The 25,520-nt window shown below is 71.7% G+C and carries 24 protein-coding genes; 14 read left to right on the top strand and 10 right to left on the bottom strand.

The window, feature by feature from the left end:
* Positions 1 to 5 precede the first annotated feature (5 nt).
* The 3 genes from IF22_RS33410 to abc-f all read left to right on the top strand — a co-directional run bounded on the left by IF22_RS33410 (position 6) and on the right by abc-f (position 2,534).
* Positions 6 to 206, top strand: a complete 201-nt coding sequence (locus tag IF22_RS33410) for a hypothetical protein (protein WP_156057918.1) — start codon at positions 6 to 8, stop codon at positions 204 to 206.
* Positions 203 to 607 (top strand): type II toxin-antitoxin system VapC family toxin, encoded by a 405-nt coding sequence (locus tag IF22_RS0127365; protein WP_030336917.1) that lies wholly within the window; start codon positions 203 to 205, stop codon positions 605 to 607. Before IF22_RS33410 ends, IF22_RS0127365 begins: the two co-directional genes overlap by 4 nt.
* A 289-nt stretch (positions 608 to 896) precedes the next feature.
* The gene (gene abc-f, locus IF22_RS0127360) at positions 897 to 2,534 is read left to right on the top strand and encodes a ribosomal protection-like ABC-F family protein (RefSeq protein WP_030336916.1); all 1,638 of its coding nucleotides are present in this window, start codon (positions 897 to 899) and stop codon (positions 2,532 to 2,534) included.
* A gap of 83 nt (positions 2,535 to 2,617) precedes the next feature.
* Here the strand turns inward: abc-f and dnaE are convergent, their stop codons facing one another.
* Entirely contained in the window at positions 2,618 to 6,148 is a 3,531-nt protein-coding gene (dnaE, locus tag IF22_RS0127355; RefSeq protein ID WP_030336915.1) for a DNA polymerase III subunit alpha, read from the bottom strand.
* A 145-nt stretch (positions 6,149 to 6,293) separates the two neighbouring features.
* On the opposite strand from dnaE, the gene IF22_RS0127350 reads away from it, so the two are divergent.
* The 3 genes from IF22_RS0127350 (at position 6,294) to IF22_RS0127340 (ending at position 8,112) form a co-directional block, all read left to right on the top strand.
* Positions 6,294 to 6,914, top strand: coding sequence for an L-threonylcarbamoyladenylate synthase (locus tag IF22_RS0127350; RefSeq protein WP_030336914.1), 621 nt, complete (start codon positions 6,294 to 6,296; stop codon positions 6,912 to 6,914).
* A gap of 116 nt (positions 6,915 to 7,030) precedes the next feature.
* A complete protein-coding gene (locus IF22_RS0127345; protein ID WP_030336913.1) occupies positions 7,031 to 7,570 on the top strand; it encodes an RNA polymerase sigma factor in 540 nt (179 codons plus the stop codon).
* A complete protein-coding gene (locus IF22_RS0127340) occupies positions 7,567 to 8,112 on the top strand; it encodes a hypothetical protein (RefSeq protein ID WP_030336911.1) in 546 nt (181 codons plus the stop codon). The genes IF22_RS0127345 and IF22_RS0127340 overlap by 4 nt, the downstream gene beginning before the upstream one ends.
* Before the next feature lie 14 nt (positions 8,113 to 8,126).
* On the opposite strand, the gene IF22_RS0127335 is transcribed toward IF22_RS0127340, so the two are convergent.
* The gene (locus IF22_RS0127335; protein ID WP_030336909.1) at positions 8,127 to 9,548 is read right to left on the bottom strand and encodes a serine/threonine-protein kinase; all 1,422 of its coding nucleotides are present in this window, start codon (positions 9,546 to 9,548) and stop codon (positions 8,127 to 8,129) included.
* 133 nt (positions 9,549 to 9,681) lie between these two features.
* Between IF22_RS0127335 and IF22_RS0127330 the strand changes: the two genes are divergently transcribed.
* From IF22_RS0127330 to IF22_RS0127300, 7 genes are all read left to right on the top strand, one after another.
* Positions 9,682 to 10,281, top strand: a complete 600-nt coding sequence (locus IF22_RS0127330) for a hypothetical protein (protein ID WP_030336907.1) — start codon at positions 9,682 to 9,684, stop codon at positions 10,279 to 10,281.
* 130 nt (positions 10,282 to 10,411) lie between these two features.
* Positions 10,412 to 10,753 carry a PadR family transcriptional regulator gene (locus IF22_RS0127325; RefSeq protein ID WP_030336904.1) on the top strand — a complete coding sequence of 114 codons (342 nt, stop codon included), beginning with the start codon at positions 10,412 to 10,414 and terminating at the stop codon, positions 10,751 to 10,753.
* Entirely contained in the window at positions 10,750 to 11,697 is a 948-nt protein-coding gene (locus IF22_RS0127320) for a permease prefix domain 1-containing protein (protein ID WP_030336902.1), read from the top strand. Before IF22_RS0127325 ends, IF22_RS0127320 begins: the two co-directional genes overlap by 4 nt.
* A gap of 114 nt (positions 11,698 to 11,811) precedes the next feature.
* Positions 11,812 to 13,137, top strand: coding sequence for a sensor histidine kinase (locus tag IF22_RS0127315; RefSeq protein ID WP_030336900.1), 1,326 nt, complete (start codon positions 11,812 to 11,814; stop codon positions 13,135 to 13,137).
* Entirely contained in the window at positions 13,134 to 13,850 is a 717-nt protein-coding gene (locus IF22_RS0127310; RefSeq protein ID WP_030336898.1) for a response regulator, read from the top strand. Before IF22_RS0127315 ends, IF22_RS0127310 begins: the two co-directional genes overlap by 4 nt.
* Positions 13,851 to 13,931: 81 nt before the next feature.
* On the top strand, positions 13,932 to 14,825 hold the full coding sequence (locus IF22_RS0127305; protein WP_030336897.1) for an ABC transporter ATP-binding protein: 894 nt from the start codon (positions 13,932 to 13,934) through the stop codon (positions 14,823 to 14,825).
* A complete protein-coding gene (locus IF22_RS0127300; RefSeq protein WP_030336895.1) occupies positions 14,822 to 15,883 on the top strand; it encodes an ABC transporter permease in 1,062 nt (353 codons plus the stop codon). The genes IF22_RS0127305 and IF22_RS0127300 overlap by 4 nt, the downstream gene beginning before the upstream one ends.
* Positions 15,884 to 15,976: 93 nt before the next feature.
* Here IF22_RS0127300 and IF22_RS0127295 read toward each other — a convergent pair whose 3' ends face one another.
* The 8 genes from IF22_RS0127295 to pgsA form a co-directional block, all read right to left on the bottom strand.
* Positions 15,977 to 16,597: a ribonuclease FAU-1 family protein gene (locus IF22_RS0127295; RefSeq protein ID WP_030336893.1), complete on the bottom strand. Its 621-nt coding sequence runs from the start codon at positions 16,595 to 16,597 to the stop codon at positions 15,977 to 15,979.
* Positions 16,598 to 16,713: 116 nt separating this feature from the next.
* Positions 16,714 to 17,466 (bottom strand): YebC/PmpR family DNA-binding transcriptional regulator, encoded by a 753-nt coding sequence (locus IF22_RS0127290; RefSeq protein ID WP_030336891.1) that lies wholly within the window; start codon positions 17,464 to 17,466, stop codon positions 16,714 to 16,716.
* A 402-nt stretch (positions 17,467 to 17,868) separates the two neighbouring features.
* Complete coding sequence (gene pdxT / locus IF22_RS0127285; RefSeq protein ID WP_030336889.1) at positions 17,869 to 18,471, bottom strand: pyridoxal 5'-phosphate synthase glutaminase subunit PdxT; 603 nt, start codon at positions 18,469 to 18,471, stop codon at positions 17,869 to 17,871.
* A 103-nt stretch (positions 18,472 to 18,574) separates the two neighbouring features.
* On the bottom strand, positions 18,575 to 19,492 hold the full coding sequence (gene pdxS / locus IF22_RS0127280; RefSeq protein WP_030336887.1) for a pyridoxal 5'-phosphate synthase lyase subunit PdxS: 918 nt from the start codon (positions 19,490 to 19,492) through the stop codon (positions 18,575 to 18,577).
* Between the two features lie 150 nt (positions 19,493 to 19,642).
* Positions 19,643 to 20,146 (bottom strand): hypothetical protein, encoded by a 504-nt coding sequence (locus IF22_RS0127275; protein WP_036412400.1) that lies wholly within the window; start codon positions 20,144 to 20,146, stop codon positions 19,643 to 19,645.
* Positions 20,147 to 20,227: 81 nt separating this feature from the next.
* Positions 20,228 to 21,388: a glycosyltransferase family 4 protein gene (locus IF22_RS0127270; RefSeq protein WP_030336883.1), complete on the bottom strand. Its 1,161-nt coding sequence runs from the start codon at positions 21,386 to 21,388 to the stop codon at positions 20,228 to 20,230.
* A gap of 16 nt (positions 21,389 to 21,404) precedes the next feature.
* Positions 21,405 to 22,337, bottom strand: a complete 933-nt coding sequence (locus tag IF22_RS0127265) for a phosphatidylinositol mannoside acyltransferase (protein WP_030336881.1) — start codon at positions 22,335 to 22,337, stop codon at positions 21,405 to 21,407.
* Between the two features lie 46 nt (positions 22,338 to 22,383).
* A complete protein-coding gene (gene pgsA, locus IF22_RS0127260) occupies positions 22,384 to 23,013 on the bottom strand; it encodes a phosphatidylinositol phosphate synthase (RefSeq protein ID WP_030336879.1) in 630 nt (209 codons plus the stop codon).
* Positions 23,014 to 23,262: 249 nt separating this feature from the next.
* Between pgsA and IF22_RS0127255 the strand changes: the two genes are divergently transcribed.
* Complete coding sequence (locus IF22_RS0127255) at positions 23,263 to 25,419, top strand: elongation factor G-like protein EF-G2 (protein WP_030336877.1); 2,157 nt, start codon at positions 23,263 to 23,265, stop codon at positions 25,417 to 25,419.
* The last annotated feature ends 101 nt before the right edge of the window (positions 25,420 to 25,520 follow it).

Here is a 25,520-nt window from a genome sequence, read left to right as displayed (position 1 = left end):
GAGCCGTGACGTCGAGCAATGCCGAACAGATGCCCGAATGGCCGACGACTGACCACGTGCCGGCCGAGGAGTTGGCCCGTCGTCAGGGCGTCCAGCCGGTCGCCTCCGTGGACGACCTGGCCCGTCCGGGTCTCTTCGAGTCGGACGAGGAACTGGACGAGTTCCTCACCGACCTGTACACCTCTCGGCGGGCCGGCGCCGCATGAGCCTCGTCGTTCTGGACACCGACGTCGCGTCAGCAATCCTCCGCGGGCGACTACCTGAACGTCTCCGTGCCCGCCTGGCCGGTAAGACCCTCTGCATCACCTTCGTGACGCTCGGCGAGCTGACCAAGTGGACGGCACTGCGCAGCTGGGGTCCGCGCAAGCTGGCTGATCTCGCGCAGTGGCGTTCGGGAATCGTGCTGCTTCCCTTCGACGAGGCGGTGGCGGTCACCTGGGGTCACCTCCAAGCACGGGCTCAGCACCGAGGGCTCCCCCGACCGACCAACGACTCCTGGATCGCGGCTTGCTGCCTGGTCGACCGGCTGCCACTGGCGCCTTTCAACGGCAAAGATTTCGCCGACTTCGCCGAGTACGACGGGCTACGCCTCTTCGACGTTTCCTAGCGCCGGCTGCGCCGAAGTGGCTGTCCGATACCGCGAAGCGGCACCTGGCTGGTAACCCGGTGGCGGGGTGGAGATCCGTTGTTAGACTCGGCGGCGTTGGGTCAGTGGTACGACCAGGGAGACCAGACATGGCGGGTGACGACGACATCTCCGGGTGAGACCGGATGTGTTCGGCCATCGGTTCGGCGCGCGTAAGGCGCAGCCGCGATGGCCATGACGTCGTTCCACCGTTCCCGTTCGTCGTCGGGCGGCTTACGCACGCCCAGCCCACCCTCTGAGGTCACTCGCCATGTCTGATGCCTTCATCGTCTGCTCGAATCTGTCCTTCTCGTGGCCGGACGACACCCCGGTCTTCTCGGACCTGTCCTTCACGGTGCCGGGCGGTCGCACCGGCCTGGTCGCGCCCAACGGCGCCGGCAAGAGCACCCTGCTGCGGCTGATCGCCGGGGAGCTGCGGCCCAGCGGTGGCAGCGTCACCGTCGACGGCCTGCTCGGCTACCTCCCGCAGACGCTGCCCCTGGCCGGTGACCTGAGCGTGGCGCAGGTGCTGGGCGTGGCCGAGCGGGTCGCGGCGTTGCACGCCATCGAGGCCGGCGACGCGAGCGAGGAACACTTCGCCACCATCGGCGACGACTGGGACATCGAGGAGCGCACCCGCTCGGAGTTGGACCGGCTCGGCCTGGGTGAACTGTCGCTCGACCGGCGGCTGCACACCCTCAGCGGCGGTCAGGTGGTCTCCCTCGGCCTGGCGGCGCAACTGCTGCGCCGCCCGAACGTGCTGCTGCTCGACGAGCCGACGAACAACCTGGACCTGGACGCCCGGCACAAGCTCTACGACGTGCTCACCGGCTGGTCCGGGTGTCTGCTGCTGGTCAGCCACGACCGGGAACTGCTGGACCGGATGGACCGCATCGCCGAGCTGGACCGGGGCGAGATCCGCTGGTACGGGGGCAACTTCACCGCCTACACCGAGGCGGTGCAGGCGGCGCGGGAGGTCGCCGAGAGCAACCTGCGCAACGCCGAGCAGGAGGTCAAGCGGGAGAAGCGGGAGATGCAGCAGGCCCGGGAGCGCGCCGACCGGCGGGCCAGCAACGCCGCCAAGAACCTGAAGAACGCCGGTCTGGCCCGGATCGTGGCCGGCGGTCTCAAGCGCAGCGCGCAGGAGTCGGCGGGCAGGGCGCAGGAGACGCACGCCGGCCGGCTCGGGCAGGCCAAGGCCCGACTCGACGAGGCGGGGCGGGCGGTACGCGACGAGGACCGGATCACCGTCGATCTGCCGGACACCAGCGTCCCGGGCGGGCGCACGGTCTTCTCCGGCCAGGGGATGCGGGCCCGCTTCGACGACCGGGACCTGTTCGGCGGCGACGGCGCGGACCTGGTGATCCGGGGGCCGGAACGGATCGCGCTCACCGGGGCGAACGGCGTCGGCAAGTCCACCCTGCTGCGCCTGGTCACCGGCGACCTGGAGCCGGCCGGCGGCGACATCAAGCGGGCCGACGGGCGGATCGCGTACCTGTCGCAGCGGCTGGACCTGCTGGACCTCGACCGTACGGTGGCGGAGAACTTCGCCGCGTACGCGCCGAGCCTGCCGGACGCCAGGCGGATGAACCTGCTCGCCCGGTTTCTGTTCCGGGGCGCCCGGGTCAACCTGCCCGTCGGGGTGCTCTCCGGTGGCGAGCGGCTACGCGCCACCCTCGCCTGTGTGCTCTGCGCCGAACCGGCACCGCAACTGCTGCTGCTCGACGAACCGACGAACAACCTGGACCTGGTCAGCGTCGGTCAGTTGGAGAGCGCGCTCGCCGCGTACCAGGGGGCGTTCGTGGTGGTCAGCCACGACGAACGGTTCCTCGCGGAGATCGGCGTGCAGCGCTGGTTGCGGCTGGCCGACGGCCAACTGCGGGAGATCAGCGCCCCCGACCGGGGCTGAGCCCGGCGGTGTCCTCGGCCCGGTCGGACGAACGCCCGGCCGGGCCGAGGCCCCGGTCAGCTCACGCCGACGGGCCGGCCCGCTCAGCTCACGTTGGCCGGGCCGAGGACGCTCTTCAGGTCACCCATCAGGGCGGTCGTCGGCGCCACCCGGAACGGCCCCAGCCGCAGGGTGGTGGTACGCCCGCCGTTCTGCAGCTTGACGTGCACCTCGGTGTCGCCCGGGTGCAGCACCAGGGTCTCCTTGAGTTTCTCCACCAGCGGTGGTGTGCACCGGTGCACCGGGATGGTGAGGGTGACCGGCTTGTTGGTGGCGCTGGTGCTGACGTCCGGCATGGACATGTCCATCGCCATGATCCGTGGGGTGTCGTCGCGGCGGTCCACCCGACCCTTGACCACCACGATGGCGTCCTCGGCGATGTACTGCCCGATCACCTCGTAGGTGTTGGGGAAGAACAGCGTCTCCACCCCGCCGGCCAGGTCCTCCAGGGTGGCCGACGCCCAGGCCCGGCCCTGCTTGGTGACCCGGCGCTGCACCCCGGAGAGAATGCCGGCGAGGGTGACGACCGCCCCGTCGGGCACCCCGCCCTCCTCGGCCAGCGAGGCGATGGTGGTGTCGGCCGCCGCGTTGAGAATGTGCTCCAAACCGAACAGCGGGTGGTCGGAGACGTACAGGCCGAGCATCTCCCGTTCGAAGGCCAGCTTGTCGCGCTTGTCCCACTCGCTGTCACCGATGGTCGGCATCACTGTGGTGCTGCCGGTGTCGGCGTCACCGAAGCCGGCGCCGAACAGGTCGTACTGGCCGACGGCCTCCTTGCGCTTGACGTCGGCGTACGCGTCGATCGCGTCGGCGTGCACCGCGAGCAGCCCCTTGCGGGGGTGGTCCATCGAGTCGAACGCGCCCGCCTTGATCAGCGATTCGATGGTCTTCTTGTTGCAGACCACCGCGTCCACCTTGGACAGGAAGTCGTAGAAGTCGGTGTAGTCGCCCTTCTCCTCCCGGCAGCGCATGATCGAGGCGACCACGTTCGCCCCGACGTTGCGCACGGCGGCCAGGCCGAAGCGGATGTCCTTGCCGACCGGGGTGAACGGCCCGGCCGAGGTGTTCACGTCCGGTGGCAGCACCTGGATGCGCATCCGGCGACACTCGGCCAGGTAGAGCGCCATCTTGTCCTTGTCGTCGCCGACGCTGGTCAGCAGCCCGGCCATGTACTCGGCCGGGTAGTGCGCCTTCAGGTACGCGGTCCAGTAGGAGACCAGCCCGTACGCGGCGGAGTGCGCCTTGTTGAAGGCGTACCCGGCGAACGGGACCAGGACGTCCCACACCGCCTGGATCGCCTCGTCGGAGTAACCGCGCTCGCGGCAGCCGTCCCGGAACGGGATGAACTCCTTGTCGAGGATTTCCTTCTTCTTCTTACCCATCGCCCGGCGCAGCAGGTCCGCCTGACCGAGGCTGTAACCGGCGAGGATCTGCGCGGCCCGCTGCACCTGCTCCTGGTAGACGATCAGGCCGTGGGTGGGCGCCAGGATCTCCCGCAGCGGCTCCTCCAGCTCCGGGTGGATCGGGGTGATCTCCTGCAGGCCGTTCTTGCGCAGCGCGTAGTTGGTGTGCGAGTCGACACCCATCGGGCCGGGCCGGTACAGGGCCAGGACGGCGGAGATGTCCTCGAAGTTGTCCGGTTTCATCAACCGCAGCAGCGACCGCATCGGCCCACCGTCGAGCTGGAACACGCCGAGGGTGTCACCGCGGGCCAGCAGCTCGTACGCGGCCTTGTCGTCCAGCGGCAGGGCCAGCAGGTCGAGCTTGAGACCGTGGTTCAGCTCGATGTTCTTGACCGCGTCGTCGATGATCGTCAGGTTGCGCAGGCCGAGGAAGTCCATCTTCAGCAGCCCGAGCGACTCGCAGGTCGGGTAGTCGAACTGCGTGATGATCGCCCCGTCGGCGTCGCGGCGCATCAACGGGATGTGCTCGATGATCGGCTCGGCGGACATGATGACGCCGGCGGCGTGCACACCGGTCTGCCGGATCAGCCCCTCGATGCCCTTGGCGGTGTCGATCACCTTGCGGACGTCCGGGTCGGAGTCGTACAGGCCGCGGATCTCGCCCGCCTCGGCGTAGCGGGGGTGCTTGTTGTCGAAGATGCCGGTGAGCGGGATGTCCTTGCCCATCACCGCCGGCGGCATGGCCTTGGTGATCCGGTCGCCGACCGCGTACGGGAAGCCGAGGACCCGGGCCGAGTCCTTGATCGCGGCCTTCGCCTTGATCGTGCCGAAGGTCGCGATCTGGGCGACCTTGTCCTCGCCCCACTTGTCGGTGACGTACTTGATCACCTCACCGCGCCGGCGCTCGTCGAAGTCGATGTCGACATCCGGCATCGAGACCCGCTCGGGGTTCAGGAACCGCTCGAAGATCAGGCCGTGCTGGATCGGGTCCAGGTCGGTGATGCCCAGTGCGTACGCCACGAGCGAGCCGGCGGCCGAACCACGGCCCGGACCCACCGCGATGCCCTGGTTCTTCGCCCACTGGATGAAGTCGGCGACCACGAGGAAGTAGGACGGGAAGCCCATCTGGTTGATGACGCCCAGCTCGTACTCCGCCTGGACGACGTGCCCCTCCGGGATGCCGTTCGGGTAGCGGCGGCCCAGGCCGGCGAAGGTCTCCTTGCGGAACCAGGACTCCTCGGTCTCACCCTCGGGCACCGGGAAGCGCGGCATCAGGTTGTGGAACTCGAACATGCCCTTCGGGTCGACCTTCTCGGCGACCAGCAGGGTGTTGCGGCAGCCCTCCTGCCACAGCTCGGACGAGTCCACGGCGCGCATCTGGTCGGCACTCTTGATGAAGTAGCCGCCGCCCTCGAACCGGAACCGGTTGGGGTCGTCGATGTTGCTGCCGGTCTGCACGCAGAGCAGCACGTCGTGGGCGGTGGCCTGGGCCTCGTGGGTGTAGTGCGAGTCGTTGGTGACCACCGGCGGGATGTCCAGCTTGCGGGCGATCTCGGTGAGCCCCTCGCGGACCCGGCTCTCGATGGAGAGGCCGTGATCCATGATCTCCAGGAAGTAGTTCTCCTTGCCGAAGATGTCCTGGTAGCTGGCGGCGACCTTGAGCGCCTCGTCGAACTGACCCAGCCGCAGCCGGGTCTGCACCGCGCCGGACGGGCAGCCGGTGGTGGCCATGATCCCCTCGGCGTGCTCGGCGATCAGCTCCATGTCCATCCGGGGCCACTTGACGTAGTGCCCCTCCATGGAGGCGCGCGAGTTGAGGGTGAAGAGGTTCTTCAGGCCCTGCGCGTTCTTCGCCCACATCGTCTTGTGGGTGATCGCGCCGTTACCGGAGATGTCGTCGCTCTTCTGCTCCGGGCGACCCCACTTGACCCGCGCCTTGTGGTAGCGCGACTCCGGCGCCACGTACGCCTCGACGCCCAGGATCGGGGTGATCCCGGCGGCCATCGCCTGGTTGTAGAAGTCGTTCGCGCCGTGCATGTTGCCGTGGTCGGTGATCGCCACAGCGGGCATGCCCAGCCGCTTGGCCTCGGCGAACAGGTCCTTCAGTCGGGCCGCTCCGTCGAGCATCGAGTACTCGGTGTGCACGTGCAGATGCGCGAACGAATCAGCCATGCGTGGCGCCCCCCGGCGGTGTGGATCTTGTTGGTCGGAGCCGACCGGGACCTACCCTACCGAGGTGATCTCGGCGGCTCCACCGTCCGCGCCGAGGGTGGCCCTCGTCTCCTGATCGTCCCCGGATGGGCCTAGGCTCTCCAGGATGGCGAGGTACTACGACGTGCACCCGGAGAACCCGCAGCCCCGGGTCATCGGCCAGGTCGCCGACCTGATCCGCGGCGGTGGGCTGGTGGCCTACCCGACCGACTCCTGCTACGCGCTCGGCATCCAGCTGGGCAACCAGGACGGACTCGACCGCATCCGGCAGATCCGGCACCTCGACGACCGGCACCACTTCACCCTGGTCTGCCACGACTTCGCGCAGCTCGGCCAGTTCGTGCAGATCAGCAACTCGGTCTTCCGGCTGGTGAAGGCGTCCACCCCGGGCAGCTACACGTTCATCCTGCCGGCCACCCGCGAGGTGCCCCGCCGGATGCTGCACCCGAAGAAGCGAACCGTCGGCGTGCGGGTGCCAAGGCACGTCGTCACCCAGGCGCTGCTGGCCGAGCTGGCCGAGCCGCTGGTGTCCAGCACGCTGGTCCTGCCCGGCGACGAGGAGCCGATGACGCAGGGCTGGGAGATCAAGGAACGGCTCGACCACCAGCTCGACGCGGTGCTCGACGCCGGCGACTGCGGCATGGAGCCGACGACGGTGATCGACCTGTCCGGGCCCGAGCCGGAGATTCTGCGCCGGGGCGCCGGGGACGTGTCCCGCTTCGAGTAGGGCGCCGGTTCGCGTCGGGTGCCGGTTCGCGTCGGGTGCCGGACGGTACGGGGCCACTACGGCGGCGGCGGTCGTACGCTCCGGGGATCGGCACCGGCGAGCATTGGACACCCGGCATGCCCGACGCGGACGACATCGACGCGCTGGCCCGGTCCGCCGCGCACGGCGACCCGGCCGCGCTGAACGCCCTGCTGGTCGCGGTGCGCCCGGAGGTGCTGCGGCTGTGCGCCCGGTTCCTGCCCAACCGGGAGGACGCCGAGGAAGCCTGCCAGGACGCCCTGCTGGCGCTGGCCGGCAGCATCACCCGGTTCGAGGGGCGCTCCTCGTTCCGCACCTGGCTGCACCGGCTGACCGCCAACCGGGCCCGCTCCACGTACCGCACGCTGCGCCGCCGCTGCCGACTGGAGGCCGGCGGCGTGCCGCTGCCCGACCAGGCCGACCCCCGGCGGACCAGCGTGATCGCGGGCACCCGCCTCGACCTGCTCGACGCCTTCGACGCGGTCCACCCCGACCTCGCCGAGGTGGTCGCCCTGCGCGACGTCCTGGGGCTGAGCTACCCGGAGATCGCCGCCCTGCTCGACGTGCCGGTGGGCACCGTGAAGTCCCGGTTGCACCTGGCCCGGCGGCAGGTCCGCCAACGACTCGACGCCGAATGAACCCGCGATCGCTGCGCCGGCTCGTCGTGATCCTCACGGCCACGGTGGGGGTCGCCGCCTGCGGCACCGACGCCGTCTCGCCGCTGCCCGTCCAACCGCCCGCCCCGACCCGCTCGACGCCGACCCCCTCCCCGATCCCGGCGAGCACGGCGATCCCCGCGCCCACCGGGTCGCCGTCGCGACCGCCGCCGACCAGCACGCGCCCGGCCGCCGCACCGCCAACCCCCAGCAGGACCATGGGTACGCCCCGAACGACTCCCCCGCCGACCGACACGACGCCGGCCTGTCTGGGCGCGGTCCGCTACGACCTGCCGCTCGCCGAGACCGAGATCGAGCTGCTGAAGTCGCTCTGCTTCGCCACCGGCGCGGTGCTGCGGATCCAGGGCATCGGGCCGGGCCTCGTCACCGTGGACCGCCCGGAGTTGGTCTCCCAGCAGTACGAGGCGGGCGTGGTGGACATCCGCTTCGTCCGCCCCGGCACCGTCGCCGTGACGATCCCCAAAAACGACCGGGAGCACACCGTCACAGTGGTGGTCCGCTAGGGCGCGTTCGGCACCTACCGCAGGCGTACCCCGGCGAGCAGGGTGTCCACGAAGGTGGGTCCGCTCTGCGCTGGCGGGGTGAGCTGCACGTACACCAGGGCGGCCCGGCCGGGGTGCAGGGCGGCCGACTCGATGATCTGCGGCCGGTCCCGGTCGCAGCGGTACGCCACCACGATCCACTCGATGCCCGCCTGCCGGGTGGTCCGGGCCGGTGCCGGCGTGCAGTCGCCGTGCGTCCGCTCGGCCAGGAAACCGGCCGGCGTGGTGCGTGCCGCCGTGCTCGCGGAGAGGCCCACGAACGCGCCGGGCAGGCGAGGGTCGACGGCCCACCGGCGGGGTTGCGGCGACATCACCAGGGCTGGTTCGGGTTCGCCGTCGGCACCGTACTGACCGGCCCAGGTGGCACCCGTGGCGGACCAGCCGGGCGGCAACGCCACGGTCAGCGGCCCGGCCGTGTACGTGCCGCCGACCGGCCGAGCCGACCCGGTGCCACCCGACTCGGCGCCCACCGCGCCCACCGCGACGACGGCCACCATCGTGGCCCCGGCCAGCCGCAACCGGCGGCGGGCTCCCGGTCGCGGTGGCGGCTGCCGCGGTACGGGACGGGTCGCGATGGTCAGCCGCGCCGGGTCGCTCGCACGGGTCAACGCGGCGTGCAGGGTGGCGGCGTCGGGGTAGCGGTCGGCCGGGCGGTGGGCGGTGGCCTGGGCGAGCACCGCCGCGACCGCCGCGGGCACGTCGTGCCGCAGTCGGAGCCCCGGGGTGCGCCGGTGCGGATCGGGGCTGGTCGGGTTCGCTCCGGTCGGGTCGGCGGCCAGCAGCCGGATGCCGAGGCGGCCGAGCCCGTACACGTCGGCGCGGGTGTCGACCACCGCGCCTGGATCGTCCTGTTCGGGGGCCATGTATCCCGGGGTGCCGGCCCGGGCGGTCAGCCCGGAGGCGGCGGCGAGCGCCTTGGCGAGACCGAGGTCGGCGATCAGCACCTGTTCCGCGCCGTCGGGGCCGGCGCAGCGGAACAGGATGTTGCCGGGGGTGAGATCGCGGTGCACGACGCCGTGCCGGTGCAGCACGGCGACCCCGGCGCAGACCTCGCCGAGCAGCCGCAACGCCGCCGGCACGGGGATCTCGCCGGCGGCCAGCCGGTCCCGCAGGCTGCCCCCGTCCGCCCAGGCCAGGACCGCGTACGGCCGACCGTCGGGCAGTTCACCCAGGGCGTGCACCCGGATCAGCCGCTCGTGCTCCAACCGGCGCAGCAACCGGGCCTCGTCGAGGAAGCGTTCCCGGACGCGTAGGTCGTGGCTCCAGTTCTCGGCCAGCACCTTGATCGCCACGTGCGCGTCGAGCGCCCGGTCGTAACCCAGCCAGACCGTCGCGAACGAACCGACGCCGAGCAGTCGCTCGATGGCGTAGGGCCCGATCCGCAGTGGAGCCGTCACCGTCTCACCCCCGGCCAGCGCGGTCGGTCGGCGTTTCTCTGCACAGTAGACCGAGCGGTTCGCGATCTCGACGAACCGTTGGCCCGGGCGCGGTGACTAACAGGGCAGGAGACCCCGCACCGAAGGAGCCGTCATGAACCGTCCCGCGATCCTCCTCACCACCGCCGCGTTGGCGCTCGGCACGCTCGTCCCGGCGACGGTCGCCGGTCCGGCGACCGCCGCGCCCCCGGTCGGCGGCACCGCGCCCGCGTCGGCGCGCGGTCCGCTCGCCGCCGCCGTCGGACACAGCCACCCGCAGGTGCTCAGCGTGCGTGGCGCCGGCGTGTACCGCATCGGCGCCAGCCTGGCGGCGCTCACCGCGAACGGGCACATCGACTGGACCGCGTCGGGCTGCGGCCCGGTGGTGCACGCCGGAGCCACCGGTTCCTGGGCGGGTGTGCTCCTGCTGGCCTTCCGCGACGGGCGCCTGGTGGAGGTGGGTACGGCCACCAACCCGCCGCGATCTCCCGCCGGCGCCGGTGTCGGCATGTCGTTCGCCGAGTTGGAGGCGATCTACGGCCGACGGGGGTCGCTGATCCGCAACGACGCGGGGGACGCCGAGGCGTACCTGGTGCGGGTCGGGTCGCGGGTGGAGTTGTTCACCGGGCACCCGATCCGGCCGGGGGTGGGCTACTTCCAGGTCGGCCCGGCCAGCTTCGTCGAGCGGAACTTCCGGCAGGGCGGGTCCTGCTGATTCGACCCACCCGCGGGGCGTCCGGTGTCGACCGGCGCCCCGCGTCGCCGCTCGGCCCGATTCGGAGGTTGGGCGGACACGATGATGTCGGGCTAGACATTAGTGTGTGGCACACAGTATGGTGTGACACATGGTTAGCGAGGATGTTCTACGGACGCACCTGCAGGAGTTGCGTCGAGGCACCGTCGTGGTGGCCAGCCTGGTCGCGCTCCGCCGGCCGGACTACGGCTACGCACTGCTGCAACGGCTCACCGACCACGGCTTCCCGGTCGACGCCAACACGCTCTACCCGCTGCTGCGCCGCCTGGAGGACCAGGGGCTGCTGACCAGCGAGTGGAATACCGCGGAGAGCCGGCCGCGCAAGTTCTACCGGACCAGCGACGAGGGCGAGTCGATGCTGAGCCGGCTGCTCGACGACCTCGCCGCCGTGCAGACCTCCATCACCGGGCTGATCCAAGGAGTGGACCGATGAACACCCTGACCGACCGTTACCTCGCCGCCACCCTGCGCTCGGTGCCCGCCCAGCGCCGCGACGAGATCGCCAGCGAGCTGCGGGCCTCCATCGAGGACATGATCGAGGGTCGGACCGACGGCGGGCAGGACGCCACCACCGCCGAGCGGGAGGTGCTCACCGAGCTGGGCAACCCGGACGTGCTGGCCGCCCGGTACGCCGACCGTCGACTCCAGCTCATCGGCCCGACCTACTACCTGGTCTGGCTGCGGCTGCTGAAACTGCTGCTCAGCTTCATCCCGGCGCTCGTCGGCACGATCGTCACCATCGTCGAGGCGGCCGAGGGGAAAGGTTTCGGAGCCATCGGTCCGGGCCTCGTCGTCGCCCTGCAGGTGGCGGTGCAGATCGCCTTCTGGCTCACCCTGACCTTCGCCATCATCGAGCGCTCCCAAACGCCGGTGAACCTGCCGGACTGGACGGTCGACCAGCTGCCCGACGCCCCGGTGCACCGGGGCATCCCGCTCGCCGACACCATCGCCTCGGTGGTCATGCTGGTGGCGACCATCGCGTACCTGCCCATCCAGCACTTCCAGTCCTGGGTGCGCGGCACCGACGGCGAGAACATCGCGATCCTCGACCCGGCTCTCTGGTCGTTCTGGCTGCCGGCGCTGATCGTCGTGCTGGTCGCCAGCGTGATCTTCGAGATCGTCAAGTACCGGATCGGACGCTGGACCTGGCGTCTCTTCGGCACCAAGGTGCTGCTCAACCTGGCGTTCTCCGTGCCGCTGGTGTGGTTGGCGCTCTCCGACCGGCTGCTCAACCCGGCCCTGGGCGAGCGGCTGAGCTGGCTGGCGGATGCCGACAACCGAAACCTCCTCGGCGCGGCGATCGCGGTGGGAACGGCAGTGGTGGTGGTCTGGGACCTGATCGACACCGCGATCAAGACCCGACGCCAGACGGCGTGAGCGACACCCTCAGACGGCGGCCCGGCGCGTACCCCGCGCCGGGCCGCCCGCCCGTTGGCCGGCAGTGACCCGCCCGCCGACCCCGCCCGGGCGGGCACGTGGCATCGTTCTCGGATGACCGCCGCACCGCAGGGGGAATGGCACCGCCCCGGTCCAACGGCCGAGCAGCGCCGCAACGACCTGTGGCTCGGGTTGGGGATGACCGGGCTGGCCCTGGTGAGCCTCACCCTGGCCCGCAGCACTGGGGCGTTCCTGCTGGGCCCGCCGCCGTCCGGGCCGGAGCAACTGTTCTGGACCGTCGCGGTGACCCTGCCGCTGATCTGGCGACGACGGTGGCCGGCCGCCACCCTGCTGGTCGTCGCGGTGATGTTCATCGCCGCGCAGGCACGATCGGCACCCGAGACGCAGTTCTCCCCCTGGGCCCTGTTCTGCGCCATCTACACCGTCGGCGCCTGGGGGCAGGACCGCCAGCTGTCGCGCCGACTGCGAGTCGGGGTGATCGCCACGATGTTCGCCTGGCTCGGGGTCTACTACGCGGTGATGATCGACCACATTCCGGCGGATGCCTTCGCCGGTGCGGTCGGACCGGTGCCGCCGGTGCTCGCCGCGATGGTCACCGGCGTCCTGCTCAACGTGCTGGTGTTCGGTTTCGCGTACTTCTTCGGCGAGACCGCGTGGGTGGCCGCGCGGCGCGAACACGAACTGCGCACCCAGGCCGAGGACCTGCGCCGGTCGCAGGCCGAGGCCCGGGAGCGGGCGGTGCTCGGCGAACGGGTCCGGATCGCGCGGGAGCTGCACGACGTGGTGGCCCATCACGTGTCGGTGATGGGCGTGCAGGCATCCGCCTGCCGCCGGGTCTTCGACCGCGACCCGGGCAAGGCCCGCACGGCACTGACCGCCATCGAGCAGAGCGCCCGCACCGCCGTCGACGAGCTGCGTCGGATGCTCGGCGTGCTGCGGACCACCGCCGGGACCGACGCCGCGCCGCCGACGGCCGGCGGCCTGGAGCGGATCGACGAACTCGTCGAGCGGGCGCGCGCCGCCGGGCTGACGACCACCCTCGGGGTGTACGGCGACGCTGTCACGTTGCCCGCGTCCGTCTCGCAGGCGGCCTACCGGGTGACGCAGGAGGCGGTGACCAACACCCTGAAGCACGCCGGAGCGAACCTGTTGGACGTGCGGGTCCGCTACCTGGCCCGCGAGGTGGAGGTCGACGTGACCGACGACGGACGGGGCGGCGGCCGGGCCGACAGCGTCGGGTTGGGACTGATCGGGATGCGCGAACGGGTCGGCGCCCACGACGGCGACCTGGAGGCCGGGCCGCGGGCCGGCGGCGGTTGGCGGGTACGCGCCCGCTTCCCCCTGGCGGCCCCGATCAGCCCGCAGCCGAGGCCGAGCGACAGGCAGCAGGCGGCAGCCGGCGCGGGGCCGTCGGCATGAGCGCGGCGGCACACCACACACCGGACACCGGCCCGACGGTCCGGGTCCTGCTCGCCGACGACCAGCACCTGGTCCGTACCGGCTTCCGGGTCATCCTGGAGGTGGAGGACGACATCGAGGTGGTCGGTGAGGCCGCCGACGGCGAACGGGCCGTCGCGATGGCCCGGGCCACCCGCCCGGACGTCGTACTCATGGATGTGGAGATGCCCGGGATGGACGGCCTGGAGGCCACCCGGCAGATCACCGCCGACGGGCCCGGTGGGCCGGCCGTGCTGATCCTCACGACCTTCGACCGCGACGACTATCTCTTCGCCGCGCTGCGGGCCGGGGCCAGCGGCTTCCTGCTCAAGAACGGCACGCCGGAGGAGCTGGTCGAGGCGATCCGGGTGCTGGCCAGGGGCGACGGTCTGCTCGCTCCGGAGATCACCCGCCGGGTGATCTCCACCTTCGCCCGACCCGGCGACCCGACAGGCACCGCCCACCGGGGCCCGGACGCCGAGGCCGCGTTGGCCGAGCTGACCCCGCGCGAGCGGGAGGTGCTGATGCTGCTCGCCGCCGGGTCGAGCAACGCCGAGATCGCCACGACCATCCACCTGGGCGAGGCGACGGTGAAGACGCACGTGAGTCGGGTGCTGGCCAAACTCGGCCTGCGTGACCGGGTGCAGGCAGTGGTCTTCGCGTACGAGAACGGGGTGGTCCGCCCCGGCGGGTGACCGGCGTCCACCGCCCGGCGGACCCGCCCGCTCCGCCGCCGGGCGGACGGCGCAACGGCGTACTCGATCTAGCATCAGCGCGTGACCAGAACGCTTCGCCTCGACGGCGTCGACCGCAGCTTCGGCGACCGGCAGGTGCTCAACAACGTGTCCTTCGAGGTGGCTGCCGGGCGGATGACCGGCTTCGTGGGCGCCAACGGCGCCGGCAAGACCACCACCATGCGGATCATCCTGGGGGTGCTCTCCGCCGACGCGGGCGAGGTCAGTTGGGGTGGCACGGCGCTGACCCGGCAGGACCGCCGACGCTTCGGGTACATGCCGGAGGAGCGCGGCCTCTACCCGAAGATGACCACCCGGGAGCAGGTCGCCTACCTGGGCCGGCTGCACGGCCTGGACGCCGCCGCGGCACGCCGTGCCACCGACGCCCTGCTGGAGCGGGTCGGGCTCGGTGAACGCGGAAACGACCTGCTGGAGACGCTGTCGCTGGGCAACCAGCAACGCGCGCAGATCGCCGCCGCGCTGGTGCACGACCCCGAGGTGCTGGTGCTCGACGAGCCGTTCTCCGGGCTCGACCCGCTGGCCGTCGACACCGTCGTCGCCGTGCTGCGGGAACGGGCGTCGGCCGGCGCGCCCGTGCTCTTCTCCAGTCACCAGCTCGACGTCGTGGAGCGCCTCTGCGACGACCTGGTGATCATCGGGGACGGGGTGATCCGGGCCGCCGGCAGCCGGCAGCAGCTGCGCGACTCGTACACGGTGCCCCGCTACGAGCTGGTGGTCGCCGCCGACGCCGGTTGGGTACGCGACCACCCCGGGGTGACAGTGGTCGAGCTGGACGGCCCCCGGGTGGTCTTCGACCTGCCGGCCGGCGCCGACGAGCAGCCCGTCCTCCAGGCGGCTCTGGCCCGCGGCCCGGTCCGCGCCTTCCGCCCGGTCAGCCCCTCGCTCACCGAGATCTTCCGAGAGGTCACCCAGTGAACGTCACCCAGGCCACCCGGCTGGTCGCCGAACGCGAGATCCGCGTCAAGCTCCGCGACCGCACCTTCCTGTTCGGCACCCTCTTCTTCCTGCTGATCGCGGCGGCCGGCACCATCCTGCCGCCGTTGCTCGCCGGCGGGCCGTCCACCGTCGCGGCGACCGAGAGCGTGGCCGCGCCGCTGCGCGCCGCCGGGCTGGAGGTCCAGGTCGTCCCCGACGACCGGGCCGCCGAGCGGGCCGTCCGCGACGGCGACGTGGACGCAGCGGTGGTCGGCGGACCCGCCGTCGTGGCCATGGACGAGGCCCCCGACGACGTGGTGCGGGCCCTGAGCAGCCAGCCGACCGTACGCCTGCTCGACCCGGACGCGGTCAACCCCGTGGTGGCGTTCCTGGTGCCGTTCGTCTTCGCGTTCGTCTTCTTCATCACCTCGCAGACCTTCGGCCTGCAGATCGCGCAGAGCGTCACCGAGGAGAAGCAGACCCGGATCGTGGAGATCCTGGTGGCCGCCGTGCCGGTCCGGGCCCTGCTGGCCGGCAAGGTGGTGGCCGGCGCGATCCTGGCGTTCGCGCAGATCGCCTTGATCGCGGTGGTGGCGGTGATCGGGCTGCAGATGGGTGACAGCGGGGGCCTGCTCACCCTGCTCGCCCCGGCGATCGGCTGGTTCGTGCCGTTCTTCCTGCTCGGCTTCGTGCTGCTCGCCGCGATGTGGGCGGCGGCCGGCGCGCTGGCCAACCGGCAGGAGGACATCGCCGCCGTGTCGACACCGGTGCAGTTCGCCGTGATGCTGCCGTTCTTCGCGGTGATCTTCCTGAACGACAACGACACCGCGATGCGGGTGCTGTCCTACCTGCCGTTCTCGTCGCCCACGGCCATGCCGCTGCGACTGTTCACCGGTGACGCGGCCGGTTGGGAACCGATCGTCTCGCTGGTCATCCTGCTGCTCGCCGCCGGCGCGTTCGTGGTCGCCGGGGCCCGGGTGTACGAGGGGTCGCTGCTGCGCACCAACGGCCGAACCTCCCTGCGTACCGCCTGGCGGGAACGGGAGACCATCGGCTGAGCAGTACGGTTCGCCGGTGCGGGCGTCGGTGTCCTGATCGGATGCCGGCGCCCGTCGCCGTGCGACACCGGCCTGACCGGCCGGGCGGGCCGCTCAGTGCGCGGGTGGCACCCGGTCCCAGCCGGCGGGCAGCCGCGGGGCCGACCAGGCGGGGTCGGGCTGCCACCTGGCCCACGCCGGGTCCCACCAGCGCTCACCCGTGTCGAGCAGGGCGGCGATCCGGTCACCCTCGGCCTGGATGGCGTCCCCCATGCCCGGGTAGCGCCCCTCGACGAGGCGCTGGGCGAACATCTCCACGTCCTTCCAGACGTACCGGTCGGCGTCCGCGGCCCACCACAGGTCCAACTCGTGGTCCAGGGTGTCCACCCCGATCGGCGTACGCCGCACCGGGTCCTGAAGGTTGAAGTACCAGCCGGCGAAGTCGCGCCCCGGGCCCGACCAGAACACGTCGATCGAGTGCGCCTCACCGGGGCGTTGCAGCATCAGCTTGCCGTGCCCCGACCAGGAGTGGTGCCCGGCGGCCTCCCACGGGTGCCGCCCGCACGGGAACACCCCGTCGGCCGGGAAGCCGAACTCGGCCCCCGGCGGGAGATAGAGGACGAGCAGGTCGGCGGAGTCCTCGACGCAGATCGTCGGGCAGCCGAACCAGACCTCCCCGCGCAGCACCTCACGCCGGATGACCGTGTCGCCGGCCGCGAACCGCTGCACCACCACGGCACCTCCTCACCGCCCACCAACCCCACCGCGATCGTGCACTCTCGACCAGCGATCTGTCCTGTCCGGCCCGGTCGGGGCAGACAGTGCCCGATCGCGGCGGGCGGAGGCCGGGCTCAGGCGTCGACCGCCGCCATCACGTCGTCACTGACGTCGAAGTTGGCGTAGACGTTCTGGACGTCGTCGCAGTCCTCCAGCACGTCGATCAGCTTGAAGATCTTGCGCGCGCCCTCTTCGTCAAGTGGCACGTTGACGCTGGGGATCAGGGAGGACTCGGCCGACTCGTACTCGATGCCGGCATCCTGCAGGGCCGTCCGCACCGGGATCAGGTCGGTCGGCTCGGAGACCACCTCGTACGCCTCGCCGATGTCGTTGACCTCTTCGGCACCGGCGTCCAGGACGGCGAGCATCACGTCGTCCTCGGTGGTGCCCTCCTTGGGGACGATCACCACGCCCTTCCGGGAGAACATGTACGACACCGAACCGGCGTCGGCGAGCGAGCCGCCGTTGCGGGTCAGCGCGGTCCGTACCTCGGTGGCCGCCCGGTTGCGGTTGTCGGTGAGGCACTCGATGAGCATGGCCACGCCGTTCGGGCCGTACCCCTCATACATGATCGTCTGCCAGTCGGCGCCGCCGGCCTCCAGGCCGGAGCCGCGCTTGACGGCGCGATCGATGTTGTCGTTCGGCACCGAACTCTTCTTCGCCTTCTGGATGGCGTCGAAGAGCGTCGGGTTACCCGAGGGGTCACCGCCGCCGGTGCGCGCGGCCACCTCGACGTTCTTGATCAGCTTGGCGAACATCTTGCCGCGCTTGGCGTCGATGACGGCCTTCTTGTGCTTGGTCGTCGCCCACTTTGAGTGGCCGGACATCTTCTACCTCCGTCTGTCATTGCACGCCTGCGTCGACTGCCGCACCGATTCCGCGCCGCATCCGGCGATCCGGCGGCCGATCGGCCCCGCGGGAAGTGCCCGCGCCGGGCGACGGCCCTGCCGAACCGCGGCAATCTTACCGAGGCCACACCCCGCCATGTCACACCCGGGACTGCCCGGGGCACCCGGTGCGCCTCCAGCGGGGGATGACGACCGGTGCAGACCCCACGCCCAAGATCTTGCTCGAACCAGGAAGTAGTGGCCTCCCCGGCACGCCGACACCACTACATCCATGTTCAAGCACGATCTTGGGATGGGTGCCGGGCGCGCCGGGCGAGGATCCGCTCGGGTTCCGGGAAAGGGCGGGGAAGGGCCGCCGCCCCGGCCGCGCGGGTCGGCCGCTCAGGCGGTGCGCGCCAGCTCCACGAAGTACGCGTGCACGCGCGGGTCACCCGTCAGCTCGGGGTGGAACGAGGTGGCCAGCAGGTTGCCCTGCCGGACCGCCACGATCCGCTCGGCGGCCGGGCCACCGGTCACCGTGCCGATCACCTCGACGCCCGCGCCGACCCGTTCGACCCACGGCGCGCGAATGAACACCGCGTGGAATCCCCCGCCCGGCACGCCGGTGATCTCCACGGGCGCCTCGAACGAGTCGACCTGCCGGCCGAACGCGTTGCGCCGTACCGTCATGTCGATGCCGGCGAAACCGCGCTGGTCGGCGCGGCCGTCCAGCACCTCGGTGGCCAGCATGATCATGCCGGCGCACGAGCCGTAGACGGGCATGCCGTCGGCGATCCGCTTGTCGATCGGCTCGCGCAGCTCGAAGATGTCGACGAGCTTGCTGATGGTGGTGGACTCCCCGCCGGGGATGACCAGGCCGTCGACCGCGTCCAACTCGCCCGGACGGCGGACCGGGCGGGCGTCCGCGCCCGCCCCGGTCAGCGCCGCCAGATGCTCCCGGACGTCCCCCTGAAGGGCGAGGACACCGATGGTGGGCCGGCTCATCGGCACCGTTCCTTCCGTGGCTGTCGGGCTCGCGGGAGCGCGCTCACCAACCCGTCCTTCCCTCGCGACTGCGGGGCTCGCAAGAACGGCTCACTCCTCGCGCTCACCAACCGCGCTCGGCCAGGCGGTGCGGCTGCGGGATCTCGTCGACGTTGATGCCGACCATCGCCTCGCCGAGCCCCCGGGAGACCTTGGCCAGCACGTCCGGGTCGTCGTGGAAGGTGGTCGCCTTGACGATCGCGGCGGCCCGCTGGGCCGGGTTGCCGGCCTTGAAGATGCCGGAGCCGACGAAGACACCCTCCGCGCCGAGCTGCATCATCATCGCCGCGTCGGCCGGAGTGGCGATCCCGCCCGCGGTGAACAGCACCACCGGCAGCTTGCCGCTCTCGGCGACCTCCTTGACCAGCTCGTACGGGGCCTGCAGCTCCTTGGCCGCGACGTACAGCTCGTCGGCCGGCAGCGAGGAGAGCCGGCGGATCTCCTGGCGGATCTTCCGCATGTGGGTGGTGGCGTTGGAGACGTCACCGGTGCCCGCCTCGCCCTTGGAACGGATCATGGCCGCACCCTCGGTGATCCGGCGCAGCGCCTCGCCCAGGTTCGTCGCGCCACAGACGAAGGGCACCGTGAACGCCCACTTGTCGATGTGGTTCGCGTAGTCGGCCGGGGTCAGCACCTCGGACTCGTCGACGTAGTCCACACCCAGCGACTGGAGGATCTGCGCCTCCACGAAGTGACCGATGCGGGCCTTGGCCATCACCGGGATGGAGACCGCCTCGATGATCCCGTCGATCATGTCGGGGTCGCTCATCCGGGACACCCCGCCCTGCGCGCGGATGTCGGCGGGCACCCGCTCCAGGGCCATCACCGCCACGGCACCGGCGTCCTCAGCGATCTTGGCCTGCTCGGCGTTGACGACATCCATGATCACGCCGCCCTTGAGCATCTCGGCCATGCCGCGCTTCACGCGGGCGGTGCCGACGACGGGGGCGGAACCGGTGTTCGAGGCGGTGTTTTCGGGCACGGGTCATCGCTCCTTGGACCTGCGGTGGGGGTGGCAGCGAAAATGCTACGCGCGGTGCAACGCCGTACCGACAGCCAATCAGACCCCCGGTGGCCTGCACTGTGGCAGTGGTCACCGGGCCGTCGGGGAGCGGCCGACGCCCGCCGGGGATCAGGCGGCGGGGACGTCCGCCGGGACGACGAGGGTCGGGTCGTCGATGTCGAAGTAGCGCGGCCACTCCCGGCCCCGGCCCATCCGCAACAGGCGCACCAGCGGCCGGCTTCGCGCCGAGCGGGCGTCCCGGACCAGGTCGGTGTGCACCTGCCGGGACAACGCGAGCCGACGGCTGGCGGCGATGACCGCGGCGCAGCTCGGATCGTTCGGGTCCAACTGGACGCTCCGCAACTGCCGGGTGAGGTCGTTCTCCGCCGCCTCCCGCTCGTCCGGGCTGGCGTCCAGGGCGATCCGGGCCGCCGCGTACAGCTCGACCCCGAAACGCCGCTCAGCCAGGACCGCGGCTGCCGCCGCGCGGCGCAGCAGGTGGGCGTCGAGGGCCCGGGCCGCCAGCTCCGCCCGGCCCTGCAGCCGCTCGACCCGGCCGGCGGTCCAGATGAGGTACGCCGCGACCAGTCCCACGACCACGCTTCCGGCCACCACCCACCACATGTGCGGCATCGTAGTGCTGCTCCGTTTCGTCCGATTGGGCGCGGCCGGACCGGTCCCACCGGTCACCACCGCACCATCCGTCACACCGGCTCAGCCCAGCCCCACCCACTCCTGGTCGATGACCCGCCCGTCGGTTGCCTCGATCGCCGCTGCGTATACCTCCACAACGCGCCGAGCAACCACCGGCCAGTCGAAATTCGCGACCACCTGATCGCCGCAGGCACTCAGCGTGGCCCGCCCGGCCGGGTCGTCCAGCAGCTCACTCAGCACGTCACGCAGCCCCACCGGGTCGCCCGTGGGGAAGAGGCGACCGGCCCGCCCACCGTCGAGGACCCGCCGGAACGCGTCCAGGTCACTGGCGACCACAGTCGTACCCGCCGCGAGGGCCTCGGTGAGGATCATGCCGAACGACTCGCCGCCGGTGTTCGGTGCGACGTAGAGGTGCGCGCTGCGCAGCATCCGCGCCTTGTCCGCTTCGCTGACCAGGCCGAGGAACGTGATCCGCTCGTGCAGCTCGGCGGGGAACTGGTCGTACAGGTCGTCGGGGTCACCGGGACCGGCGACGAGCAACCGCAGGCCGGGCCGGGTGGCGGCCAACGCCACGAACGCGTCGCGCAGCACCGGGAAGCCCTTGCGAGCCTCGGTGAACCGGCCCAGGAAGCCGAGCGTGCCCCCGGTGCCGGCCGCGCACTCCCCCGGCCAGCCCGGCAACGGCTCGGCGTCGGCGAACTTGGCCACCGCCACCCCGTTGGGAATCTCCACCGCGCCGCCGTCCATGTGCTCGACCTGCACCTTGCGGGCCAACGCGCTCACCGCGATCCGGGCGGTGATCCGCTCCAACACGATCTGGAGCACGCCCTGCGCGGCGGCGAGCACCCGGGAACGGGTCATCGCGGTGTGGAACGTGGCCACCACCGGGCCACGGGCAGAGAGCACGGCCAGCAGCGACAGGCTCAGCGTGAGCGGCTCGTGCACGTGCAACACGTCGAAGTCACCGTTGGTGATCCACCGCCGCACCCGGGCGGTCGACACCGGGCCGAACGCGATCCGGGCCACCGAACCGTTGTACGGCAGCGGAACAGCACGCCCGGCGGACACCACGTACTCCGGCAGCGGCGAATCGTCGTCAGCCGGCGCGAGCACGCTGACCTCGTGGCCCAGCGCGATCAGCGCCTCGGCGAGGTCCATGACATGGTTCTGCACCCCACCGGGCACGTCGAAGGAGTACGGGCACACGATGCCGATCCGCATGTGTCAGCCCACCTCCTCAGGCCTGGCCGGAGGCCGACGAGGGCAGCGCCGCGCCCTCCCCCGACCTTCCCTGGTCCAGCCACATCCGCTGCAACATGTGCCAGTCTTCCGGATGCCGGGCGATACCCGCCGCCAGACGGTCAGCGATCAACTGGGTCAGCGACCGGACCCGCTGGTCCAGGGGACCCACCTCGGGCCCGGGCACCGGCAGCGGGCCATCCAGCGACGCACACGCGGCGTCCGGCTCGTACCACATCGAGGCCACGTAGAGCGGCGCGCCGGTGTGCAGCGCGAGCAGCGCCGGCCCGGCGGGCATCCGGGTCTTCCCGCCGAAGAAGTCCACCTCCACCCCCCGGGCGGAGAGGTCCCGGTCGGCCAGCAACGGCACCACCGCACCGGCGCGGAGCCGGTCCAGCAGCACGTCGAAGGCCGGGCGCGGCCCACCGTGGGTCGGCAGGATCTCCATCCCGAGGACCTTTCGGAAGGCCAGGAAACGCTTGTACACGCCCTCCGGCTTGAGCCGCTCCATCACCGTGGTGAGCGGCCAACCGGTGGCCGCCACCCAGGCGCCGGCGGCATCCCAGTTGCCGGCGTGCGGCAGCGCCACCACCGCGCCCCGGCCGGCCGCCACGTCGGCGGCGAGCAGTTCCGCGCCGTCCAGCCGGAAGGTGGACAGGATCTGCGACCGGCTCAGGCTGGGCAGCCGGAACGCCTCCATCCAGTACCTGGCGTACGAGCGCAGCCCGCGCTTGACGAGATCGTCCAGCTCGGCGTCGGGCAGCTCCGGGCCGACCACCCGGCGCAGGTTCGCGCGCAGTCGGGCCGTACCCCCGCCGCCGGCGCGGTGGGCGCGGTCCGCGCCCGCCTGGAACGCCGCCGCCACCAACGGCCGGGGTAGCGCGCGGATCACCCGCCAACCGGCGATGTAGCCCAGCTCGGTGAGGTTCACGCGACTCGGCCGCCGGTCTTCCGACGGCGGGTCGCCGGCAGGCCACTCACGCCTGACCGTCCGGCTGGAGCTGCTGGGCCTGGCGGTAGACGTGCGTCATCCGCTGGCCCACCGTGAAGATCGACACGGCGGCGAGCAGCCAGAGCGCGATCTCCAGCGCCGGCTTCACGTTCAGGCCGGTGAGGATCCCGCCGACGCCGACGATCAGCAGCCGCTCGGTGCGTTCGGCGATGCCCACGTTGCAGGTCATGCCCAGCCCCTCGGCGCGGGCCTTCACGTAGGAGACCAGGCTGCCGGCGGCCAGGCAGACCAACGCGGCGGCCACCCCGGAGTAGTTGCCCTGCGTGGCCAGCCAGTACGCGACAGCGCCGAAGACGGCGCTGTCGGCGACCCGGTCCATGCTTGAGTCGAGGAACGCGCCGAACCGGGTGGAGCCACCGCTCATCCGGGCCATCGTCCCGTCGAGCAGGTCGGTGAGCGCGAACAGGGTGACGATCAACGCGCCCGCGACCAGATGGCCGCGAGCACCGAAGCCGAGCGCGCCGACGAGCACACCAACGGTGCCCGCGACGGTGACGGCATTGGGGGTGACGCCCGCGCGCAGCAGGGCGCGGGCAATCGGCTCGACGACGCGGGTCATCCCCGCGCGGGCCGACACTTGGAAGATCTTCGCCATGGCGGTCCCCACGATAACGGTCCGCCCAGCTCTGCCGATACGGACGGTACCGCCGACCCGCCCGGGGGAGGCTTGTGCCTGTCCGGCAACGGGTGTGAGATCGAGCCGGGAGGTGAGCCAGCTCACCCGTCCGCCCGTTGAGTTCCCGCTGTGCAGCAGACCACCGGAGGATATCGCCGCGCACTCGCCCCGGGCCGCTTCCCGTCGCGCGGCGGTCGCCACCACCACCGGCTGAGGGAGGTGCGCCCCATGGCGCAGAAGAGTCACGACAAGGGTTCCACGGGCGGCACGCCGGTGGTGACCGAGCCCGAGCGGGTTCGCAACGTGGTGCTCGTCGGCCACTCCGGGGCGGGCAAGACCACCCTGGTCGAGGCGCTGCTCGCGGCGACCGGCACGATCGGTCGCGCCGGCACCGTGGTCGACGGCACCACGGTCGGCGACCACGACCCCGCCGCCGTACGCCAGCAGCGCTCGGTCAGCCTGTCCTGCGCGCCGCTGCTGCACAACGGCATCAAGGTCAACCTGCTGGACACGCCCGGGTACGCCGACTTCGTCGGTGAGCTGCGCGCCGGGCTGCGGGCCGCCGACGCCGCGCTGTTCGTGGTCTCCGCCGCGGGCGGCATGGACGCGGCCACCGTCGCCCTGTGGGAGGAGTGCGCCGCCGTCGACATGCCCCGGGCTGTCGCGGTGGCCCGACTGGACCAGCCCCGCGCCGACGTCGACGAGACGGTGGCGCTCTGCCAGCGCCTCTTCGGCGACAACGTGATGCCGCTCTACCTGCCGATGCTCGGCGACGACGGGGTGTCCACCGAAGGTCTGCTCGGCCTGATCACCCGCCGGGTCTTCGACTACAGCGCCGGGCTGCCCGCCGACGTCCGCGACCCGGACCCGGAGCACCAGCGGGCCATCGACGAGTCCCGCGACGAGCTGATCGAGGGGATCATCGCCGAGAGCGAGGACGAGACCCTGATGGACCGCTACCTCGACGGCGAGGAGATCAGCGACGAGGTGCTCATCGACGACCTGGAGAAGGCCGTCGCCCGGGGCCACTTCTACCCGGTGGTGCCGGTCTGCGCCCAGACCGGCGTCGGGCTGGACGTGCTGCTGGAGGTGCTGACCGCCGCGTTCCCCTCCCCGCTGGAGCACGAGCTGCCGGCGGTGACCGGCGTGGACGGCTCACCGCGTCCGCCGCTGAGCTGCGATCCGGCCGGGCCGCTCGTCGCCGAGGTCGTCAAGACCACCGTCGACCGCCACGTTGGTCGGGTCTCGCTGGTCCGGGTCTTCTCCGGCACGCTGCGCCCCGACCAGACGGTGCACGTCTCCGGCCACGGCCTGGCCGAACGCGGACACCCCGACCACGACGCCGACGAGCGGGTCGGGCACATCTACACCCCGCTGGGCGCCACCCTGCGGGAGGTGTCGTTCTGCGTGGCCGGTGACATCTGCGCGATCACCAAGTCGGGCAGCGCCGAGACCGGCGACACCATCTCCACCAGGGACGAGCCACTGCTGATCGCCCCCTGGGAGATGCCGGAGCCGCTGCTGCCGGTGGCGATCGTCGCCCGCAGCCGCGCCGACGAGGACGCCCTAGCCCGCAACCTCGCCCGACTGGTCGCCGGCGACCCCACCCTGCGGCTGGAGCGCAACCCGGAGACCCACCAGCTGGTGCTCTGGTGCATGGGCGAGGCACACGCGGACGTGGTGCTCGACCGGCTGCGTGCCGGCGGCGTCGAGCTGGACACCGAGCCGGTCAGGGTGTCGCTGCGCGAGACGCTGACAGTGCCCGCGAAGGGGCACGGCCGCCACGTCAAGCAGTCCGGCGGCCACGGCCAGTACGCGGTCTGCGACATCGAGGTCGAGCCGCTGCCGCGCGGCAGCGGCTTCGAGTTCGTCGACCGGGTCGTCGGCGGCGCGGTGCCGCACAACTACATCCCGTCGGTGGAGAAGGGCGTCCGTGCCCAGCTGGAGCGCGGGCTGGTCGCCGGCCACCCGGTGGTGGACCTGCGGGTGACACTGGTCGACGGCAAGGCACACAGCGTCGACTCCTCCGACGCGGCCTTCCAGACCGCCGGCGCGCTGGCGCTGCGCGACGCCGCCGAGCGTGGTCAGCCGGCCCTGCTGGAGCCGATCGACGAGGTGAGCATCCGGGTTCCGGACGGCTCGGTGGGCACGGTGCTGGGCGACCTGTCCGGTCGGCGCGGCCGGGTGCTCGGCACCGAACCGGACCCGGACGCCGAGGGCCGCACCCTCGTCCGCGCCGAGGTGCCGGCCACCGAACTGCTCCGCTACGCCGTCGAGCTGCGCTCCATGACGGCCGGCACCGGCACCTTCCGCCGGCACTTCGTCCGCCACGACCCCATGCCCACCCACCTGGCCGACCAGGTCCGCAAGGAACAACCCGCGTAACCCGACCCCGCCCCGCCCCGCCCCGCCCCGCCCTGCCCTGCCCTGCCCTGCGGCGATCTTGCGCTTTCTGTCGTCCTTATGTCGCTGTCGCGGCATATGTC

It is taken from the genome of Micromonospora parva (assembly GCF_000718515.1).
Taxonomy (GTDB): Bacteria; Actinomycetota; Actinomycetes; order Mycobacteriales; family Micromonosporaceae; genus Micromonospora; species Micromonospora parva.
This window is presented reverse-complemented; position numbering and strand designations above follow the sequence as displayed.

What these genes read in the sequence shown, in the direction of transcription:
- IF22_RS0127365 (WP_030336917.1), top strand. Translation starts at nt 203, where the DNA reads ATGAGCCTCGTCGTTCTGGACACCGACGTCGCGTCAGCAATCCTCCGC.
- abc-f (WP_030336916.1), top strand. Translation starts at nt 897, where the DNA reads ATGTCTGATGCCTTCATCGTCTGCTCGAATCTGTCCTTCTCGTGGCCG.
- dnaE (WP_030336915.1), bottom strand. Translation starts at nt 6,148, where the DNA reads ATGGCTGATTCGTTCGCGCATCTGCACGTGCACACCGAGTACTCGATG.
- IF22_RS0127350 (WP_030336914.1), top strand. Translation starts at nt 6,294, where the DNA reads ATGGCGAGGTACTACGACGTGCACCCGGAGAACCCGCAGCCCCGGGTC.
- IF22_RS0127345 (WP_030336913.1), top strand. Translation starts at nt 7,031, where the DNA reads ATGCCCGACGCGGACGACATCGACGCGCTGGCCCGGTCCGCCGCGCAC.
- IF22_RS0127340 (WP_030336911.1), top strand. Translation starts at nt 7,567, where the DNA reads ATGAACCCGCGATCGCTGCGCCGGCTCGTCGTGATCCTCACGGCCACG.
- IF22_RS0127330 (WP_030336907.1), top strand. Translation starts at nt 9,682, where the DNA reads ATGAACCGTCCCGCGATCCTCCTCACCACCGCCGCGTTGGCGCTCGGC.
- IF22_RS0127325 (WP_030336904.1), top strand. Translation starts at nt 10,412, where the DNA reads ATGGTTAGCGAGGATGTTCTACGGACGCACCTGCAGGAGTTGCGTCGA.
- IF22_RS0127320 (WP_030336902.1), top strand. Translation starts at nt 10,750, where the DNA reads ATGAACACCCTGACCGACCGTTACCTCGCCGCCACCCTGCGCTCGGTG.
- IF22_RS0127315 (WP_030336900.1), top strand. Translation starts at nt 11,812, where the DNA reads ATGACCGCCGCACCGCAGGGGGAATGGCACCGCCCCGGTCCAACGGCC.
- IF22_RS0127310 (WP_030336898.1), top strand. Translation starts at nt 13,134, where the DNA reads ATGAGCGCGGCGGCACACCACACACCGGACACCGGCCCGACGGTCCGG.
- IF22_RS0127290 (WP_030336891.1), bottom strand. Translation starts at nt 17,466, where the DNA reads ATGTCCGGCCACTCAAAGTGGGCGACGACCAAGCACAAGAAGGCCGTC.
- pdxT (WP_030336889.1), bottom strand. Translation starts at nt 18,471, where the DNA reads ATGAGCCGGCCCACCATCGGTGTCCTCGCCCTTCAGGGGGACGTCCGG.
- IF22_RS0127275 (WP_036412400.1), bottom strand. Translation starts at nt 20,146, where the DNA reads ATGCCGCACATGTGGTGGGTGGTGGCCGGAAGCGTGGTCGTGGGACTG.
- IF22_RS0127270 (WP_030336883.1), bottom strand. Translation starts at nt 21,388, where the DNA reads ATGCGGATCGGCATCGTGTGCCCGTACTCCTTCGACGTGCCCGGTGGG.
- pgsA (WP_030336879.1), bottom strand. Translation starts at nt 23,013, where the DNA reads ATGGCGAAGATCTTCCAAGTGTCGGCCCGCGCGGGGATGACCCGCGTC.
- IF22_RS0127255 (WP_030336877.1), top strand. Translation starts at nt 23,263, where the DNA reads ATGGCGCAGAAGAGTCACGACAAGGGTTCCACGGGCGGCACGCCGGTG.